14 protein-coding genes are annotated in these 14,510 nt (G+C 58.2%); 3 read left to right on the forward strand and 11 right to left on the reverse strand.

Annotated features, from left to right (window positions below; translation table 11 throughout):
• Nucleotides 1–17 precede the first annotated feature (17 nt).
• Together LNA76_RS11640 and LNA76_RS11645 are read right to left on the reverse strand one after the other, a co-directional pair.
• Nucleotides 18–944 (reverse strand): LysR substrate-binding domain-containing protein, encoded by a 927-nt coding sequence (locus LNA76_RS11640; RefSeq protein ID WP_094195882.1) that lies wholly within the window; start codon nucleotides 942–944, stop codon nucleotides 18–20.
• Nucleotides 941–1,939: an LLM class flavin-dependent oxidoreductase gene (locus tag LNA76_RS11645; protein WP_121738377.1), complete on the reverse strand. Its 999-nt coding sequence runs from the start codon at nucleotides 1,937–1,939 to the stop codon at nucleotides 941–943. The genes LNA76_RS11640 and LNA76_RS11645 overlap by 4 nt, the downstream gene beginning before the upstream one ends.
• 88 nt (nucleotides 1,940–2,027) lie before the next feature.
• On the opposite strand from LNA76_RS11645, the gene LNA76_RS11650 reads away from it, so the two are divergent.
• The 3 genes from LNA76_RS11650 (at nucleotide 2,028) to LNA76_RS11660 (ending at nucleotide 5,119) form a co-directional block, all read left to right on the forward strand.
• Complete coding sequence (locus tag LNA76_RS11650; protein ID WP_108727959.1) at nucleotides 2,028–2,639, forward strand: class I SAM-dependent methyltransferase; 612 nt, start codon at nucleotides 2,028–2,030, stop codon at nucleotides 2,637–2,639.
• Between the two features lie 526 nt (nucleotides 2,640–3,165).
• Nucleotides 3,166–3,978, forward strand: coding sequence for a mechanosensitive ion channel family protein (locus LNA76_RS11655; RefSeq protein WP_162496942.1), 813 nt, complete (start codon nucleotides 3,166–3,168; stop codon nucleotides 3,976–3,978).
• 148 nt (nucleotides 3,979–4,126) lie between these two features.
• On the forward strand, nucleotides 4,127–5,119 hold the full coding sequence (locus tag LNA76_RS11660) for a LysR substrate-binding domain-containing protein (RefSeq protein WP_321278235.1): 993 nt from the start codon (nucleotides 4,127–4,129) through the stop codon (nucleotides 5,117–5,119).
• Nucleotides 5,120–5,302: 183 nt separating this feature from the next.
• On the opposite strand, the gene LNA76_RS11665 is transcribed toward LNA76_RS11660, so the two are convergent.
• From LNA76_RS11665 to LNA76_RS11705, 9 genes are read right to left on the reverse strand one after another with little or no spacing between them, the layout of a single operon-like run.
• Nucleotides 5,303–6,232 carry an acyltransferase domain-containing protein gene (locus LNA76_RS11665; protein WP_230019117.1) on the reverse strand — a complete coding sequence of 310 codons (930 nt, stop codon included), beginning with the start codon at nucleotides 6,230–6,232 and terminating at the stop codon, nucleotides 5,303–5,305.
• Nucleotides 6,233–6,234: 2 nt separating this feature from the next.
• Nucleotides 6,235–7,197: a triphosphoribosyl-dephospho-CoA synthase gene (locus LNA76_RS11670; protein ID WP_230019118.1), complete on the reverse strand. Its 963-nt coding sequence runs from the start codon at nucleotides 7,195–7,197 to the stop codon at nucleotides 6,235–6,237.
• Nucleotides 7,187–7,891, reverse strand: coding sequence for a malonate decarboxylase holo-[acyl-carrier-protein] synthase (gene mdcG / locus LNA76_RS11675; protein ID WP_230019119.1), 705 nt, complete (start codon nucleotides 7,889–7,891; stop codon nucleotides 7,187–7,189). Before mdcG ends, LNA76_RS11670 begins: the two co-directional genes overlap by 11 nt.
• On the reverse strand, nucleotides 7,891–8,604 hold the full coding sequence (mdcE, locus tag LNA76_RS11680) for a biotin-independent malonate decarboxylase subunit gamma (RefSeq protein WP_094195890.1): 714 nt from the start codon (nucleotides 8,602–8,604) through the stop codon (nucleotides 7,891–7,893). The genes mdcG and mdcE overlap by 1 nt, the downstream gene beginning before the upstream one ends.
• Nucleotides 8,601–9,503: a biotin-independent malonate decarboxylase subunit beta gene (locus LNA76_RS11685; RefSeq protein ID WP_094195891.1), complete on the reverse strand. Its 903-nt coding sequence runs from the start codon at nucleotides 9,501–9,503 to the stop codon at nucleotides 8,601–8,603. Before LNA76_RS11685 ends, mdcE begins: the two co-directional genes overlap by 4 nt.
• The gene (gene mdcC, locus LNA76_RS11690; RefSeq protein ID WP_230019120.1) at nucleotides 9,500–9,850 is read right to left on the reverse strand and encodes a malonate decarboxylase acyl carrier protein; all 351 of its coding nucleotides are present in this window, start codon (nucleotides 9,848–9,850) and stop codon (nucleotides 9,500–9,502) included. Before mdcC ends, LNA76_RS11685 begins: the two co-directional genes overlap by 4 nt.
• A gap of 34 nt (nucleotides 9,851–9,884) precedes the next feature.
• Nucleotides 9,885–11,567 carry a malonate decarboxylase subunit alpha gene (gene mdcA / locus LNA76_RS11695; protein ID WP_230019121.1) on the reverse strand — a complete coding sequence of 561 codons (1,683 nt, stop codon included), beginning with the start codon at nucleotides 11,565–11,567 and terminating at the stop codon, nucleotides 9,885–9,887.
• A 57-nt stretch (nucleotides 11,568–11,624) separates the two neighbouring features.
• Nucleotides 11,625–12,905, reverse strand: a complete 1,281-nt coding sequence (locus LNA76_RS11700; protein WP_230019122.1) for an amidase — start codon at nucleotides 12,903–12,905, stop codon at nucleotides 11,625–11,627.
• A gap of 9 nt (nucleotides 12,906–12,914) precedes the next feature.
• Nucleotides 12,915–14,324: a short-chain fatty acid transporter gene (locus LNA76_RS11705; protein WP_230019123.1), complete on the reverse strand. Its 1,410-nt coding sequence runs from the start codon at nucleotides 14,322–14,324 to the stop codon at nucleotides 12,915–12,917.
• Nucleotides 14,325–14,510 lie beyond the last annotated feature (186 nt).

Consider the following 14,510-nt stretch of genomic DNA (forward strand, 5'->3'; position numbering starts at 1 on the left):
TAAGCAGGTCAGCGTTGCTATTTTGGCAAAGCCTGCGGGTCGACTTCAAGCTGCGGCAGCAACTCGTCCAGAAAGCGGCGAACAATAGAGGGCAAGCGGCGGCCAGCCAGGGCCTGTACTTCGATTTGGCGGTTCAGTAAGCCGCGTTCATGGATGAAACTGGCTTGCAGCAAACCTTGCTCAATCAGGTGACGGGCTGACAGCAGGGCCGACACGGTTACGCCTGCGCCGGACAATGCAAATTGATGCAGGGATTGCATGTGATTGCTGCTGAATACCGGGTCCAGGCTCAGATTTTGTGCGCTGCAGGCCACGTCCATCATTTGCCGCACCGTGGTGTCCGGACCGGGCAAGGCCAGGGGGTGGGCCAAGAGGCTTTTCAGGCTGATGCGTTCGGTGCGGGTGACGGGGTGGCCGGGAACAGCCAGAGCCATTACCGGGGCATCGCGGCGGAACAAGGTCTTGATGTCTTTTTCAGCCGTCTGGGTAAATTTGATGCCGATATCTATCTGGCCGCTTAACAGCAGCATGCTGATCCGCTGTGGTGGCAGCACGTCCAGCAAAAAGCGTATGCCTGGGTGTTTTTCACGAAACTGCGCGATGCACTGGGGCAGCAGTTGGGCGGCTAAACCTTCCGAGGAGGCAATGCGGATCAGGCCGGTTTGCAGCCCTTGCAAAGCGGCAATATCGTGCAAGGTGCGCTCGGCATCCATGGCGCTGCGGCGGGCATGGGCCAGCAGCAATTCGCCCGCCGCGGTCAGGTTCATGCCACGGGCATGGCGCTCGAATAAGGCCATGCCCAGGTTTTCTTCCAGCCCGCTGATCTGACGGCTGATGGCCGAGGTAGCCACATGCAGATTGCTGGCCGCCTGCGAGATAGAGCCACAACGCGCGACTTCCTGGAAGTAGCGCAGTGCGGTTTCTTGAAGGTGGCGTGGGTTCATATCAGACTGCCGCGCAACTGGGCGGCAATCTCGTAGGAGCGCAAGCGCTTGTTGTGATCAAAAATATTGGCGTTCAGCATCAGTTCGTTGGCGCCCGTTAGCTGAATGAACCCTTTCATCTGTTCAAGCACTTGCTCCGGATTGCCAATGGCTGTACAGCTGAGCAGGGAGTCCAGCAGGTGCTGGGCCGGTGGGCTGCATTGCTCGTAGTAATCGCGCACGGGTGGGGGCAGTTGGCCGGGGCGACCGCTGCGCAGGTTCACAAAAGACTGTTGCCAGGAGGAGGCCAGTAGCTTGGCCTCGTCTTGCGTATCGGCGGCAAAGACGTTGTAGCCCAGCATGACGTACGGTTTTTCCAGATGCACGGAGGGCTGGAACTGACGGCGGTAAACCTCAATAGCATCCATCAACTGAGCAGGCGCAAAATGCGAAGCAAAGGCATAGGGCAAGCCTAGCGCGGCAGCCAGTTGAGCACCAAAGAGGCTGGAGCCCAGAATCCAGACCGGCACATTCAGACCACGACCGGGCACGGCCATGATGCGGTTGCGCGGTTCGTCGGACATATAGTCCATCAGCTCCAGTACATCGCGTGGAAACTGGTCCGGGTCGCTGTTCAGATTGCGGCGCAAGGCGCGGGCGGTTTCGGGGTCGGAGCCAGGGGCACGGCCCAGGCCCAAATCGATACGGCCAGGGTACAGACAGGCCAGTGTTCCAAACTGCTCGGCAATCACCAGAGGAGAGTGGTTAGGCAACATGATGCCACCTGCGCCCACACGAATGCGGCTGGTTTGACCGGCAATGTGCCCGATCAGGACCGAAGTGGCTGCACTGGCAATACCGGGCATGCCGTGGTGTTCGGCCAGCCAGTAACGGTGGTAGCCCCATTGCTCGGCATGACGGGCAATATCCGCCGAACAGCGAAAGGACTGGGCCGGGGTGGAGCCCTGAACAATAGGGGATAGGTCTAGGACGGAGAGCGGATAGCTTGGCTTCATGGCATCGGATTCAAATTGGACTCGGGATATAGTCGATCCATCGTTAGGCAGCGTCAAGTAAACCCATAGCTTGGGCAAGGATGTTCAGATGAAAGAAACCAGTCGTCGCACCGTCAATCATTACCAGGATCATGCGCAGGCCTATCGGGACGGCACGTGGGACCATGACGTCAGTCAGAATCGCGACGCCTTGCTGGCGGCGATCGGTTTGCCGGGGCCTGTGGATATTCTGGATCTGGGCTGTGGGCCGGGGCGGGATCTGGTGGCGTTTCAGGCAATGGGCCATCGCCCTGTTGGTCTGGATGGTTGTGCCGCCTTTGTGGAAATGGCTCGTCAGCAAACCGGCCTGACTGTTTTGCATCAGGATTTCCTGGATTTGAACTTGCCTGCTGCTGCGTTTGATGGCGTGTTTGCCAACGCCGTGTTATTCCACATACCCAGTGCGGAGCTGTCCGCCGTGCTGACGGCCTTGCGGCACAGCCTGCGACCAGGCGGGGTGCTGTTTTCCTCCAATCCGCGCGGTCAGGGACAGGAAGGTTGGAATGGTCAGCGCTACGGTTGTTACTACAGTTGGGAGCAGTGGTCAGAGCGTCTGGAGCAAGCGGGCTTTGAATATATCAAGCACTTTTATCGCCCTACAGACAGGCCAGCGCAAGAGCAACATTGGTTGGCATCCTTGTGGCGCGTACCGGCCCGATGATGAGCGAATTGGTGAATCCCTGACCTGGCTACTTAGGGGATTGTTTTATAAGCCTATTTTTTGCTAATACAGGGGTTTTCCCTATTATTATGCACATCTTTTGTGGATAAGCCGGTTTTCAACAAACCGGTGCTTGCCCAAGGAAAAAAATGGTAAAGAATTGTCGATTCTCTGATCGCTTCGTGTAAGCGATTGATTATATTGAAATAAGTTCATTGATTCACGGTTTATCCTGTGACTTGTCCACATTTTATGGGGATAAGCGGGGCGCTGTTTCCGGATTTGGTTGATTTCTGTTCGCCGTTTTTAAGCCGCTGATACTACTGGAAGTTTTCCTGATTTGCCCAGTTTTTCCTATGAGCTATCCACAGTTTTCGGGGATAAGCTGGAAAGCTTAGTCCACTTGGGTTCATGTCCCCCCCAAGGCTATGATGCGCACTAGCAATGTTTACCCTTAGCGGCCAGTCCCTTCGGTGCTTTGCCTTTTAATTGAGGAGATTGAAACGTGGAAAAATTGCAAACCTGGATGACAGAGTTTCCCGCCGTTGTCGCGATTGCGCTTAATGTCGTGATCGCTTTGTTGATTCTGATCATTGGCTGGTGGCTGTCTGCCGTTGCCGGTCGTGCCATCAAGCGGATGGCAGCCCGCTCTCCCCGAGTGGACCCCACGATTGTGCCTATGGCCCAGTCTGTGACGGTTTGGACAATTCGTGTCTTTGTGCTGATCGCCGTACTGGCGCGTTTTGGCGTACAGACCGCCAGCATTATTGCGGTGTTGGGTGCTGCTGGTTTGGCCGTTGGTCTGGCCTTGCAGAACACACTGCAAAATATTGCCGCCGGCATCATGTTGCTGATGCTGCGTCCTTTGCGTGCCGGCGAGTTTGTGTCGGTAGTCGGTAAAGGCGACGGTACCGTGCAGGAAGTGGGGTTGTTCCTGACCCGTTTTGAACAAGTGGATGGCATTCAATTCACATTGCCTAACAGCCTGATCTGGGGTAACCCCATCATCAACTACAGCCGCAATGCGACGCGTCGTTTGGACTTTGGTGTGGGCGTGCGTTATGGCGATGATCTGGATCTGGCTATCAAGCTGTTGCAGGACTTGTTGAATGAACATCCGCAGGTGCTCAAGGACCCGGCCCCGGTGGTGATGGTCATGGAGTACAAGGACAGCGTGATTACGGTAAACCTGCGTGCCTGGATCAGTTCTGCTGATTTCTGGGATGCCCGTTTTGATCTGTTCCGCCGTGCGGTTCAGGTATTGAATCAGGCTGGTTTGCAGACTCCGGTTCCTGTGCGAGAAATCGTGCAATCGGGTGCGGAGAAAAAGGCCGCGTGATCCTGTTGGCTTCGGGCTTGGATGTCAGGTCTGCAAGCACATCATTCGGGCTTTTGACTCAGCTAAGTCTGAGATAAAGAAAAAATGTCCCAAGCCGTGTTGTTAGCGGCTTGGGGCATTTTTTTTGGGGTTAGCCTGAATTGGATTGATGTCAGGCTTGCTCCATACTGGTGGCCTTAGCGCTGTTTTTCTTCCCACCCCCACGATGTTTCTGATCGACGAAAAAATCACGGTACGACGCTTGGAAGTGTTGCTGGCTTTTCTGGAAGCTGGCACCATTGCCCGTGCCGCAGAACAGTTGGGCACCAGTGCGGTCAGTGTGCATCGGGCATTAAAGAGTCTGGAAGAAGGTTTGCGCTGCCCCTTGTTCTTGCAGGAAGGGCGCCACCTGGTGCCACAAGAGTCGGCACGTGAGCTGGCCGAGGCCGCCAAGGAAACCATCCGTACCTTACAGCATGGTATTGACGCAGCCCGTGAAGCCGGGGGCTATTCGTCGGATCAACTGCGCATTGGCTCCATGTATTCGCTAACAATACGTTTGGTGCCACGCCTTTTGGTAGAGCTTAAGGTCCACAAGCCTGCCATGCAGATTGATCTGGTGTTGGATTCCAACGAGAAGCTGCTGCAAAAGCTGCGGGGCGGTCATATTGATGCCGCCTTGATCGAGTTGCCTCAAAAGCAGCCTGATGACCTGGAAATGCTGCCTGTTTTTCATGATGAGCTGATGTTTGCCGCCCCTGTGGATTGGCAAGGTTCGGACTCGTCCGTGGTGAATCTGGAGCGTTGCTCCCAGGAGCGCTTTGTGTCGCTGACCGACGATTTTGCGACTGGCCGGGACATGCAGCGCATGTTGGCCAAAGCCGGGTTCGATGCCGATATTGTGATGCGCACCGGAGACATCTTTTCTTTGATGAGCCTGGTCAGCGGCGGGGTGGGGTGTTCCCTTTTGCCAGCCCGTGCCAAAGAGGTTTTCTCTGACAAGATTCAGTGGTTCAGTCTGGAGCCGCCGTATCGACATTTACAGCGCATCGGTCTGGTGTGTATGAAGTCGCGCGAGCGTAGCCCGAATGTGTTGAGCTTGTTACGGGCCTGCCGGATCGTACGCACGCAGATGGAAAAAGAAGGGCAGAAGTCTGCCTGATGTGGATCTGAAAACGGCGTCAGGTCCTTCTTTTGTTCTCTTTCTCTTGTGCATGGCTTCACAGGGCCGCTATTGAGCGCTGCTGGCACCCTCTGTCGCTTAGGTACTGGCCGATTACGGCGGCCCGAGTGTTGAATCCTGATCAGGGATGATGCATGTCCAGCGCACGATGTCGCGCTGCATTTATCCCGCCCAGCGTGACAGCCAGCGTTGCAAACCCTCCAGGGCTTGGAACTCGTCTACACTGCGTGCGGGAATCTCGGGATAGCGTTGATTCCACATGCTCGCCAGGCTACGGCCCGGACCAATTTCCAGCACCACATTAGGCTGTCGTTCTTCAATCTGCTCCATGCAGGAATCCCATTGCACAGTTTGCATTATTTGCGCCGATAAGGCCTGGGCAGCGGTAGTGGCATTATGCACCCACACTCCGGCATTGGTGGGCCACGGCACGTTCGGGGCAGCCAGTGCGCTTTGATTCAGTTGCTCCTGAAAGGCGTGAGCCGCGCTGCTCATCCAATGGGTATGGGACGCAATATTCACGGACAAGGGTGTGCAACGAGCCCCTTGTTCTTGAGCAAACTTTTCCAGGGCACAGAGCTTGTCACGCGGGCCCGCACACACCGCACTATCGGGGCCATTGCGTATGGCCAAGGCGGCGCCCTGTGCTTGGCACCATTGTTCAATCGTCCGAATTGAAACACCGCTTATCGCCAGCATGCTGCTGTCTTGCCCGGCTCCGGCCTGGTCCATCAAGGCGGCTCTTTGTCCGGCTAGGGTGACGGTATCGCTGACAGATAAAACCCCGGCGACACAAGCGGCTGCCAGCTCGCCAATGCTGTAGCCCGCCACGGCGGCCAAAGATTGACTGGAGGATTGCAGGGCAGGGACTTGCTCCTGCAATTGCTGCCAGGCGGCCAGTGCGCAAGCGGTCAGCACAACTTGGGCATGTGCATTGGTGCTGGCCCAATTGGCGTCGAGCATGGCAGCGCGCCAATCGGGGACGTGCAATTGCTCCTGCATTTGCAGTAACAAAGGATTTGTTGGATTTATCCAGGGCAGCATGTCTGCGTATTGCATGCCTTGCCCGGAAAACAGCAGGGCGATTTTCATGCTCAGGCTCCAGTAGGGCGGCGCTGGCTGGCCCCGCCGGGTGCATACGCTTGCAATCGGTCCAGCCAGCAGCAGGCCGACAAGGTGTCGGCTGCGCCTCCGGGGGACAGGCGGCGTTTCATGAAGGCTTGATGCAAGTCTTGGGCGCGTTGCATTGCGTCGGGGGTGAACGCACTGCCCGCTTGTAAGTATTGTGCGGCGCAGCGGCGCGCGTAGTGTAGTCCCTCCAGTCCGCCACGATGGGCCAGATTACTATCGTCAAGGACCGCCATAACAGAAAAGAAGGTATGCAAACCGACGGTCTGCAACTGCCGTTCTGCTACTGGTGTGCTGTGCGGAGACAAAATGTTGACAGCGACTTGCCAGGCGGGCCAGGCCGTTTCAAACAAGGTGGGAAAGCCTTGGGCGGCTTCCTGGTTCGCGCCTTGCAAGCCATAGCGGCGTACCGCCCGTCCGCCCGGCAGTGCGGACGACGCTTGCTGGCTGCGGGCCTGTAAAGCCGCCCCCCATAATGCTTGAAGTTGGTCCCGAATCGTGGCGGGAGTCAGGGAGCGAAAAGGAAGGCAGGCGCCTGCGGCTGCGCACAACAGGCCCAGCATGAAAATGGCGCCACGGTGGGTATTGATGCCCCCCGTGGCGGCCTGCATGCGAGCCTCCGCTGCAATCCCGCGAGTTTGCAGTTGGCTGAATGGAACACGCTGTTGGCCCAGGGCCGCCATGTCGGTGAAGTAGTGGCGCAAGGCAAACAGACTGCGATAAAAAGTGCTGGCATCCATATCGTCATGGCTGCCGCTGTCGATCAGGGAAACCAGCCCGGGTTTGGGGGCCAGAATCAGCTCGTCATACAGCGCCAGAACGGCTGCCCGGCCTATGGCCGTGCAACTCCAGGAACGAGATGGATCCATGTAGTCGGGGGCAGTGGGTAACTGCGCCAATGCCCTTGTTTCAATTGCATCAAGCAGCATGAGAGGACTCTAGGCTAGGGGCGTGCTCGGGCCAGTCCGAGTGCGCCTGAATACGTAAACCATGCGTGTGTTTGATCATGACTTTGCGGCTGGCACCGCTGCGCCATTGCTGCCATTCACGCCAGGCAATGGCGTCGTCGTTGGGAAACAGCAGCTCGCCATCCAGACGGGGGAAACCGGGCCATTCGTTGGCCGCACGTAATAGCTGCACCAGACGATCGGCCTGCGTGGCGCACTGCACGGGCAGCAGCAAATCCAGATCCGAGCCTTCACGTACATAGCCTTGTCCGGTGATCAGTTCCCAGCCATAACTACCATAAATTTGAGCGGTGCAGCCGTGTGCCTGCATCTGTTGGCATAAGCTCAGCCAGTCTTGTGCCAAGGAAACCGGCAGTAAGGTTTGGGCTTCATGGGCGGGGGGGAAACTGCCCCAGCTCACGCTCCGAGCCTGGGGAACGATCAGGGACAGCCTTTGCCGCCCCCAATCGGTCGGCAAAGGAATACCCACTTGCAGTTGCCCGCTACGCAGCTCGCCCGGCTGACGGCTGACGACCAGAGGCCAGTCACGGGCCTGCCATCTGCACAGGCATTGATAGGCGTGGCTGCTCGGCTCCAGATCAGCCAGCACCTGATCCCAGGCAGTGCTGTCCAGCGTGATCAGGTGGTGACGGCGAGCGGGCAGTGGGGCGGTCATCAGGATGCCTGCAAGACCTGTTCAATGATCTGCGCAGCCAGACGGCGGCCACCACGTTCGGCACCCTCGCTGGCGCGGCGATCCTGATTATTGGACTGGGCCAGTGCCGCACGTAAAGAAGCGCGCAGTTGCTCTGGCGAACTGCTCTCCCAGACAGACTCAATACCTCCCATGGCCACGTAGTTGCCGACGCCAGGCGCAAAGACCGGATTGGATTGCGCCAGCTCTTCCAACATGGCTTCGGGCAGTTTGGTGACGCGGGCCATGGCAGGGATGCGCATGACGCGGATCTCGGCTTCAGGCACGGCATAGCAGGCATCGGCAATCAGGCCGGAGGTGATGAAACCACCGGACAGAGCCTGGTCATATACCAGCCCAATGACTTTGTGGCCTTTGCGTCGGGCCAGATCCAGGCACATGCCCAAGTGAGCCATAGCGCGGTTGATGCCCAGCAGCTCATCGCGGCGGCGCAGTTGCTGGCCTTGGGTATCGACCAACAGCAGCAGGCTGCGGCCTGGATGGTTCTTGATGATGTCCAGCACGGCCTGTGCCTGGGTCAGGGCCAGAGCCACGCCGATGGGGGCGTGTTCGGTAGTCCCGATAACGGCCAGGGTCTGGCCATCAAACTCGGCATTGCCTTGCAAGAACAAACTCTGTTCGGTGATGCTGTGCTGCGTATCGAACAGCGATTGCACCAGTGTTTCCCATTTCATGACAGCACCTCCTGGCGGCGTAATGCTTTGACGGCGGCCGCGTCCATCTGCCCGACGTGATCGCTTTGTTCCAGCCCCAGCGCTTGCCACAAGGTCTGGGCCTGATTCTCGGTGTGATCCCATTGCTCTACGGGCAGCAGGGCCGCGCGGTGTGCCAGCAACTGATGTTCCTGCTCGAGCTCTTCCAGGGTGACCGGGCCACGGGCCGGGTTTTTCAATCCTTGTATGGCAGCGGCGCGGAAAGCGGCCACGGTATCGGACACGAGATCGTCGCAATCCGCCGTTAACCAGCGGTGTTTTCCGCCACTGGTTTGCCAGACCAAAGCACGATCTTTGGAGTCGTATTCTTCAACGCCGTGCGAGGCTTCAATCACCTCCGGGCCGGACATGGCCAGACGGCCTACGTCACTCATGATCAGGTGGTTGGTGCAGCGGGCCACAATGCCCATGCCACCAAAGCAACCGTTTTGCCCACCCACCAAGGCAATCACCGGCACACCGGCATTACGCGTATCCAGCAAGGCGCGCATCACTTCGGAGACGGCAATCAACCCGGCATTGGCTTCGTGCAAGCGCACACCACCGGACTCCAGCAGCAGTACCACACCCGCAGGGCGGTCGATCAAGGCTCGGCGCAGCAGGCCCACCAGTTTGGCGCCGTGAACTTCGCCCACGCCACCGCCCATGAACTCGCCCTCTTGTGCGGCCACATAAACGGTCTGTCCTTCCAGCAAGGCATGGCCGATGGCCACGCCATCATCAAAGGAAGAAGGCACCCCCAATTGGGCTAAGTGAGGGCTGCTCAAGCGTTGTGCGGGGGGCAGCCATTCGTGAAAGCTGTTCGCGTCAAACAGAGCCTGGACGCGCTGGCGGGCAGAACATTCCAGATAACTGCTCATGACGGTGTTCCTTGTGCTTGGCTGCGTGCCAGGGCTTCGCTGGCGGCCTGGTCCAGACGCAGGCTGACCACGGCCGGGGTGGCCCCCATATCGTTGATGTCAAAGTGAATACCGGCCAGCGGATGGCGCTGGTGAAAGTCCCGTACCACCGCATCCCAGATCGTGGAGAAGCCGCGTGCCGAGGTGTGAATATGGATGGTGCAGTCGGGGCTGTCCTTGGGCTCGGCCAGCACTTCCAGATTGCCCGAGCCTACGACGCCCACCAGCACTGGCTGGAAGGTGGCGATGGGCTCTTGTCCTTTGAAACGGTAGGCCAGGGTTTCCAGGCCATGAGGACGGTTTGTCATCGTGATCTCCTAATGCAAATAGCGTGGCGGGCCATTACCAGTTACGAAAGCGTGCCGGCGGTTGATACAGCCCGCCGGAGGCCTGAACCAGATCCCGCATGCTGCGTGCGGCTAACAGATTGCGTGTGGCCTGGCGTGGGTCTATGCCCAGATCCTGGGGGCGACGGATGATGCCGCGATCGCGCAGGTTCTCCACCATGCGGGTATCGCGGCCCAGGCCCACTTGTGTGTACCCCGCAACGCCGCGTATGGCTTGCTCGCGTTCTTCGTCGGTACGGCACAGCAAGAGATTGGCGATGCCTTCTTCAGTCAGGATGTGGGTGACATCGTCCCCGTACACCATGATGGGAGGCAGATCCATGCCGGTCTGTTCTTGCAGGGTCCAGGCGTCCAGAGTGTCTACAAAAGCGGGGGTCATGTGTTCGCGGAAGGTCTCCACAATTTGCACCACCAGCTTTTGACCACGCGGCGTACCGGCTGCACCCTGACGACCTTCGCGGGCTTGTTGACCGGCCTTCAACCAGGCGGGGCTGGTGTGGCGACGACCGCGTGCATCCGCGCCCATATTGGGTGCGCCACCAAAACCGGCAATACGGCCGAGCGTGGCGGTGGAGCTGTTGCCCTGCAGGTCGATCTGCAAGGTGGAGCCGATGAACAGGTCGCAGGCGTAGTGGCCGGCCGCCTGACAGAAAGCGCGGTTGCTGCGCATGCTGCCATCCGGGCCGGTGAAGAACACATCGGAGCGGGCACGCAGATAGTTTTCCATGCCCAGCTCGGAGCCGAAGGAGTGTACCGATTGCACCCAACCGGCTTCAATGGCCGGGATCAGGGCAGGGTGAGGATTCAAGGCCCAGTGCTGGCAAATCTTGCCTTTCAGGCCCAGCGACTCCCCGTAAGTGGGTAGCAGCAATTCAATGGCGGCGGTATCAAAACCGATGCCATGGTTCAGGCGTTGCACGCCGTACTCTGCGTAGATGCCTTTGATGGCCATCATGGCCATCAAGACCTGGATTTCGCTGATCTGGGCGGGGTCGCGGGTAAACAGCGGTTCAATAAAGTGTGGGCGCGGAGCAGGCACCACGAAGTTCACCCAGTCGGCGGGAATATCCACGCGCGGCAGGCGGGTGGTCTTGCTGTCGACCAGCTCGTTGACCTGGGCGATGACAATGCCGCCGGAAAACGCGGTGGCCTCCACAATGGCCGGGGTGTCTTCGGTATTGGGGCCGGTGTACAGATTGCCATGCTCATCGGCGGCCTGAGCCGCGATGAGCGCGACATTTGGGGTCAAATCGACAAAGTAACGGGCAAACAACTCCAGATAGGTATGAATGGCACCGATGTTCAGCCGCCCTGCCGAGGCCAGCCTGGCCAGGCGCGCACCTTGCGGGCCGGAAAAACTGAAGTCCAGGCGGCTGGCAATGCCTTTTTCAAACACATCCAGATGCTGGGGCAAAGCCAGCACGGATTGCACCATGTGCAGGTCGTGAATCTGCGCTGGGTCGACTCCTACCAGTGCGTCGGCCAGAAAATCGGCCTGCTTCTGGTTATTGCCTTCCAGGCAGACTCGATCTCCTACTTGTAATACGGCTTCCAGCAAGGCGCTGGCTTTATCCGTGCTGCATAGTTTGCCTTGCAAAGAGTCTCCCAGTGCGCGGCGGGCACGTTGCAGTCTTTGCTGGCGGGCTTGATTCTTAAGATTCCAGTTGCTGTCCGTCATTGGGTTTCCCTGTCATACCTCTGTCGATGTGATTCGTTAAACAAGCTGCCTGGCCCTTCAGGATCGTAGTTCAGGCAGCGCGATTGTTAAGGTGCCCAGACGATGGGCAATGCGGGTGGCCGCCTCGAGCAGTAGGTCGTCCTGCCCGGGGCGGGCGGCCACTTGCAGTCCTAACGGAAGCCCGTGGTTGCCAAAACCGAGTGGCAGGTTGATGCACGGAATGCCCAGCGCCGTCCAGGCACGGCACAGTACGGGATCGCCCGTGGTGTCGCGCGCAGGTGCCTCGCCCAGGGCAGCGGCGCTCAGGATCAGGTCCGCCTCGCCGAAGATCAGTTCGGGCTGACGCTTGACCTGGTTGATTACGGCTTGGGCCTGGGTCAGCTCGGCAGTCGGGATCTGTGCAGATTTCTCCAGATAGGTTTGTAAAGCCGGCGAGAGCTGTTCAAGGTGGTGCTGGCGTTCATGGCCTAAATGGATCAACACTTCAGCGCCCATGACGGTTTGCTGAGCGTGGGTCAGTTCTCCAAATAGCTTGTCCTTATCGCTAAGTTGAATCTCAAACTGGCCCTCGTCCCTTTTTAGGTGGGTGACGATGGCCTCCAGCCGATCGCGTAGGTCCTCGGCAATGTCGTCCCACCAGGGGGTGTGTAAAAAGCTCATGCGCAAAGGGGCTTGCAGCAGGACTTGCGACACTTCCGGCGTGCTGCGCAGGGCGTTAAAGACCCGGCGTACATCGTCCAGGCCTTGGCCAAGAATCCCCACGGTATCCAAAGAGGGGCTGATGGTTTTCAGCCCGCTGCTGGGCAGGGCACCAAAGCTGGGCTTGAAGCCATAAATTCCGCAGAAGGTGGCAGGACGCACCACGGACCCCGCTGTCTGGGTGCCCAAGGCCACCGGAACCACATTGGCGGCCACGGCAGCGGCCGAGCCGGACGAGGAACCGCCCGGGGTATGCTCCAGATTCCAGGGGTTGCGTGTCTTGGGCGGGCTGAACAAGGCAAACTCCGTGGTGACGGTTTTGCCAAATGGCACGGCACCGGCCGCCATCAGGGCTTGCACAATGGCGGCATCCTGGGTGGGGCGGTTGTCGCGATAAATGGGTGACCCATAGGTGGCTGGCGCGTCCTTGGTATTGATCAAATCCTTGATGCCGATGACCAGCCCCTTCAAGGGGCCCGTGTTGCTCTCCTGTTCTTGGGCGATGCGCCGTACCTGCTCCTTGTCCAGATGGGCAAAGGCCTGAATCAGATCCTCGGTTTGCTCGTAGCGGGCAATCGCTGCTTCTGCCGCCTTCTGGCTGGATGTCATGTTTCGGGTAGCGAAATCATTCACAGACATGGCAAGTCCTTAGAGCGTGAAGGGGGCAATAAGAATGGCAATCGTCAACACGACGGTGCCAATCAGAAAGGCCACGACGGTAAAGCCCATGACTTGCCGTACATTCAAGCGTGCAATGGCTAGCACAGGCAGGAGCCAGAAAGGCTGGATCATATTGGCCACTGCTTCGCCAAAGGCCACTGCCATGGACATCAGGCCCAGATAGGCGGGGCTGTCCTGACCCATGGCCAAGGCCGATTGCACGGCGATGGGGCCTTGCACCCCCCAGTGTCCGCCACCGGAAGGAACAAACAGCGAGATGATGATGGAGGCGATAAAGGTCAGAAAGGGCAGGGTGTATTCATTGGCCCCGGTCACCAGCGCCGAGGACAGTATTTCCTCTAGAGCATGACCTCCTTGCATGGGGATATAGGCCAGCAAGCCCATGATGCCGCCGTACAGTGGGTATTGCAAAATCAGCGGGCCTGCTGTTTTGGCGGACTCGACAAAGGACTTGATAAAACGGATAGGGGTCCAGTGCAGCAGAGCACCGGTAACGGTGAACAGCATGATCATGGATGAGATGTTCAGCGCAAAACCGCTGCGCACGAAGTAGTACATACCCGCAGAAAAGAACAGTACGTTCAGAATCCATAGGTTTTCCAGTTTTTCGGCTGGAGTGTTGGGTTTGGTTTTGGGTAGATCCTTTTCAATATCTGCAAAGACAGCGGGGTCGGGAGGCAAGGCGTAGTCGGGCTCCATGCGCCAGATTGTCAGAAACAGCAAGATGATCAGGGCCACGACCGGGATCCAGCTATAGGGCTGGAAAATGGTCAGGCTAAAAGGCACCGTCATGCTGGTCAGTTGATGGATGACGTTGATGGGGCTGTTGGGGTCAGTATTGGCCAGGGCAATCGAGCTGGACAGACCTTGAGTCCAGAGCAGGTAGCCCATATAGCCCGAGGCAATCAGATAACCAAAGTGGACATGGGGCAGGCGACGGGCAACCTGGCGTGCGACCAGGGCGCCAGCAACCAGCCCCAGGCCCCAGTTCAACAGGCAGAAGATTGAACCTACAGCAAAGCACAACAGGGCACCCTCAACTTGGGTTCGGGCACGGGATGCCAGCCAGATAATGGCGCGTTTTAGCGGTGGTGCTTCGGCCAGGGTGTAACCTGTCACCAGAATTAGCACCATTTGCAGAGCAAAGGTAAAAATACTTTTAGGCCCCCATACCCCGCGATACCAGGCATCCACCATTCCTCCGGGGGTGGCACCATCGACAAACAGGGCAATCAATCCAACAACCAGCAAACTCAGGATGACCGCAAATAAATACGGGTCGGGCATCCATTTTTCTACGTAACGCACGCAGATATTGGTGAAACGGGTCAGCAAGTTTGGCCTGGGTTTGGCCGAGATGGTAGCAGTGGTGTTCATAATGAACTTATCCTTGTTTTTGTCTCCCCGACCTGGCTAGTGGGTCGGCTTCTGGATTCGGATGCTGGATACACAGTCCCGCTAGCGCGTACTCCTCGGTGTTGACTGTTGCCTGTATCTCGCCTTCCTTGTTTTTATGGCGTGCCCCTTAGGGGGCTTATCGTTGTGCCCACAAGATAGCGACAG

It is taken from the genome of Alcaligenes sp. MMA, assembly GCF_020907215.1.
GTDB lineage: Bacteria > Pseudomonadota > Gammaproteobacteria > Burkholderiales > Burkholderiaceae_B > Alcaligenes > Alcaligenes aquatilis.

What these genes read in the sequence shown, in the direction of transcription:
- mdcE (WP_094195890.1), bottom strand. Translation starts at nt 8,604, where the DNA reads ATGAAATGGGAAACACTGGTGCAATCGCTGTTCGATACGCAGCACAGC.
- LNA76_RS11660 (WP_321278235.1), top strand. Translation starts at nt 4,127, where the DNA reads ATGTCAGGCTTGCTCCATACTGGTGGCCTTAGCGCTGTTTTTCTTCCC.
- mdcC (WP_230019120.1), bottom strand. Translation starts at nt 9,850, where the DNA reads ATGACAAACCGTCCTCATGGCCTGGAAACCCTGGCCTACCGTTTCAAA.
- mdcA (WP_230019121.1), bottom strand. Translation starts at nt 11,567, where the DNA reads ATGACGGACAGCAACTGGAATCTTAAGAATCAAGCCCGCCAGCAAAGA.
- mdcG (WP_230019119.1), bottom strand. Translation starts at nt 7,891, where the DNA reads ATGACCGCCCCACTGCCCGCTCGCCGTCACCACCTGATCACGCTGGAC.
- LNA76_RS11670 (WP_230019118.1), bottom strand. Translation starts at nt 7,197, where the DNA reads ATGCTGCTTGATGCAATTGAAACAAGGGCATTGGCGCAGTTACCCACT.
- LNA76_RS11685 (WP_094195891.1), bottom strand. Translation starts at nt 9,503, where the DNA reads ATGAGCAGTTATCTGGAATGTTCTGCCCGCCAGCGCGTCCAGGCTCTG.
- LNA76_RS11700 (WP_230019122.1), bottom strand. Translation starts at nt 12,905, where the DNA reads ATGTCTGTGAATGATTTCGCTACCCGAAACATGACATCCAGCCAGAAG.
- LNA76_RS11705 (WP_230019123.1), bottom strand. Translation starts at nt 14,324, where the DNA reads ATGAACACCACTGCTACCATCTCGGCCAAACCCAGGCCAAACTTGCTG.
- LNA76_RS11640 (WP_094195882.1), bottom strand. Translation starts at nt 944, where the DNA reads ATGAACCCACGCCACCTTCAAGAAACCGCACTGCGCTACTTCCAGGAA.
- LNA76_RS11665 (WP_230019117.1), bottom strand. Translation starts at nt 6,232, where the DNA reads ATGAAAATCGCCCTGCTGTTTTCCGGGCAAGGCATGCAATACGCAGAC.
- LNA76_RS11655 (WP_162496942.1), top strand. Translation starts at nt 3,166, where the DNA reads ATGACAGAGTTTCCCGCCGTTGTCGCGATTGCGCTTAATGTCGTGATC.
- LNA76_RS11645 (WP_121738377.1), bottom strand. Translation starts at nt 1,939, where the DNA reads ATGAAGCCAAGCTATCCGCTCTCCGTCCTAGACCTATCCCCTATTGTT.
- LNA76_RS11650 (WP_108727959.1), top strand. Translation starts at nt 2,028, where the DNA reads ATGAAAGAAACCAGTCGTCGCACCGTCAATCATTACCAGGATCATGCG.